This window comes from Halomonas sp. 707D4, assembly GCF_024158685.1.
GTDB lineage: Bacteria > Pseudomonadota > Gammaproteobacteria > Pseudomonadales > Halomonadaceae > Vreelandella.
In genome coordinates this window covers 1-2,770 of sequence record NZ_JAMZBD010000410.1, presented here as the reverse complement: position 1 = coordinate 2,770, position 2,770 = coordinate 1, and the positions used below count along the sequence as shown (strand labels likewise).

Annotated in this window: 1 protein-coding gene and 1 pseudogene; one reads left to right on the top strand and one right to left on the bottom strand. The window is 64.0% G+C overall.

Annotated features, from left to right (window positions below; all coding sequences use genetic code 11):
• Window positions 1-173: 173 nt before the first annotated feature.
• The gene (locus BIS11_RS14460) at window positions 174-2,189 is read right to left on the bottom strand and encodes a methyl-accepting chemotaxis protein (RefSeq protein WP_253418438.1); all 2,016 of its coding nucleotides are present in this window, start codon (window positions 2,187-2,189) and stop codon (window positions 174-176) included.
• Window positions 2,190-2,532: 343 nt separating this feature from the next.
• On the opposite strand from BIS11_RS14460, the pseudogene BIS11_RS14455 reads away from it, so the two are divergent.
• Window positions 2,533-2,770: pseudogene (locus BIS11_RS14455) on the top strand (hypothetical protein); the annotation flags it as partial.

Sequence of the window (2,770 nt, the reverse complement as noted above, 5' to 3'; positions counted from 1 at the left end):
GCTGCGGCACCAGCCGCCGGGCCAGCGCCACCGCCTCGCGCCCGTTGCTGGCCTCGCCCACGATGTCGATGTCGCCTTCGCGGGTGAGCAGGTGGCGCAGTACCTCCCTGGCCACGGGGCTGTCGTCGACGATCATTACCCGGATTGGACTCATCGTGTCATTCCTGGCCGCGCTACTGATCGTCCGCGTGCTGTGAATGGAGCGTGAATTCCTGGACCAGCGCGTTGAGCTGGGCCGACATGCGGATCATCTCCTGGCTGATCTCGGTGATATGGCGCACCGACTGGGCGTTGCGGGCGCTGGCCGTGTCGATATCGCGAAGCGCCGTCACCACCTGGCTGCTGGCGGTCTTCTGCTGCTGGGTAGAGAGCGATATCTGCTGGGCGGCGCTGCTGGTCTGGCTGGCCGCCTTGAGCACCGCCTCCAGGTCCTGGGCGGTGGTGAAGCTCACCTCGACGCCTTTCTCGATCGAGGTGGCGCCCTTTTCGGAGGCGACCACCAGGCGGCTGATCGAGTGCTGGATGTCCTCGGTATGGCCTTCGATCTCCTGGGTGGAGTCGGTCACGCTGTCGGCCAGACGGCGGATCTCGCCGGCCACCACCGAGAAGCGCCGGCCGGACTCGCCGGCGCTCGACGCCTCGAGGGCGGCATTGAAGGCGATCAGCTTGGTCTGGGCCGCCAGCGAGTTGATCAGCTCCATCACCTTGCTGATCTGCTTGGACTTGGCGCCCAGGGCGACGATCTCCGCCAGGCTCTGCTCGCTGTCGCTGCGGATGTCCTGCATCTTAGCCTGCAGAAGCTCCATGGCGCTGGAGCCCTTGCGGCTGCGCTCCAGGGTCTGGTTGGCGACGTCCACCACCGACTGGGAGTGATCGGCGATCTGGGTGGAGGAGGTGGAAAGCTCCTCCATGGTGGAGGTGATCTCGGCCACCGACGAGGCCATCTCCTCGACCGCCGCCGCCATGGTCTGGTCGGCCTCGAGGCCCAGGTCGCCGCGCTGCAGGCCTGACAGCCCTGCGGTTCGAGCGAGCCGGTCGGCCACGCTGTCGAGCGCCTGGGCGTTGCTGGAGACCGCGGTCATCGCACGCTCCAAACGCGCCAGCAGCTCGTTGGTCTGATCCGCCAGATCACCCAGCTCCGCCTGGTCGTCGGTGCTCACCCGGCGGGTGAGGTCGAGGCTCAGGGTGATCTCCTTGAGCTGGCGCTGAAGGCGCGACAAGGGGCGCACCAGGCTTGCGGTGAGCGGATAGAGAAGGACCAGGGCGGCCAGCAGGATCGCCAGCCCCCAGCCGGAGGAGGCCAGGAAACGGTGCTGGGCGGCCTCCGTGTACTCGCCCTTGTCGACCTCGATCATCAGGTAGCGCTGCAGCTCCGGCAGCCAGCGCGTGGCGACCAGGTAGGTGGTGCCGGCGCGGGTGAGTTCGTTGACCTGGGTGGCGCTGCGCTCGAGCGCCTGTTCGGGCAGCGTTTCAAAGCGCTGGTCCGACGTGCCTTCGTCACTGTGTACCATCAGCTCGCCTTCGGCGTTGAGCAGTGCCGCGCGGCCGGTCTGGCCCAGCGAGAAGTCCTCGATGAGCTGGGCCATCTGGTTCAGGTTCAGGCCGGCACCGGCCACCACCAGCGGGCGGGCATTGGTGGCACGTTCATCGCTTCGGAAATTGAGAAAGACGAAGGAGTCGCCCGGCGTGAAGGTGTCGCTGTCGAGGTTGAGGTTGTAGGGGGCGTCGCTGTCGGTGAACTCGAAATACCAGCTGTCCTCGCTGGTCGGACCCTGCAACGGACGCTCCAGAAGCTCCCCGTCGCGATACTGGTAGTAGTAGGCGCCCGCCGGCGACTGTACGGCGAGAAACAGAAGTTCCGTATCGAGCTGGTCGGCCATGCGGGCGAGATAGCCCGTCAGCGCCGGCTCCTCTGCCTCCGGCAGCCCATTCAGTACCCACTGCTCCAGCACGTAGCTGTTGGCGAGGTTCTCGGAGATCGCAAGCGAGGGGCTCAGGCGCAGCAGCAGGCGGGTGGCGAGCCCTTCCACCTGCTGGGGCAGCTCTTGCTCGATGAGGTCGGCCAGGCGCGCCTGGCTTTGCGCCCGGGCCTGGAGGTAGAGCGCCAGCAGCATGGTGAGCGCAAAGGCCGTTCCGAAACAGAGGAACAGCCTCAGTCTGAGGGGCAGGGACTTCCAACGCGCCGTCATGATGGCTAGTGCTCCAGGTAACCGGTGAGAGTGGCGATTCGCTAGCCGAATCATACTGCCAATCAACCTTCGGGTTATAGAACGATGTGCATCGCTGTGATAGCTCGGCTTTCAACGTTGCCTGCAAGAGCGCTGCGCTAACATGGATTAAAAGTTGTACAGAAAGACATCGCACTCCCGGACGCCAGGCGTATTTGTTTGCTCGATCAACATAAATACTTAAATTCGCTGACGATTTGTGAGCGCAATAATTGTGCAGCGCCTGGTTGTTTTTTTGACAAGAGTGATACAAGAGCGTAATGTGGCGGTCAGTCAGGTAGACACCACTGCAAAGGACGCAACCATGTTGTCACTCACCCACGAGACCACTCTGAGCGTTCTTCGCGCAGTGGCAACCCAGCACGGAAAGGCCAAGCATACGGACATGCTGCCAAGCGCCGGCACTCCCGAGCGTACCGGGCTGATCAACGCCGTTTCCCACCTGTTCGGTGCGCGCAGCGTAGCGCTTCCGGACACTTCGATCACGCTCGGTGAATGGGCGCAGTCGCTCATCGACCATACCGACATCGAGTATCTCAACC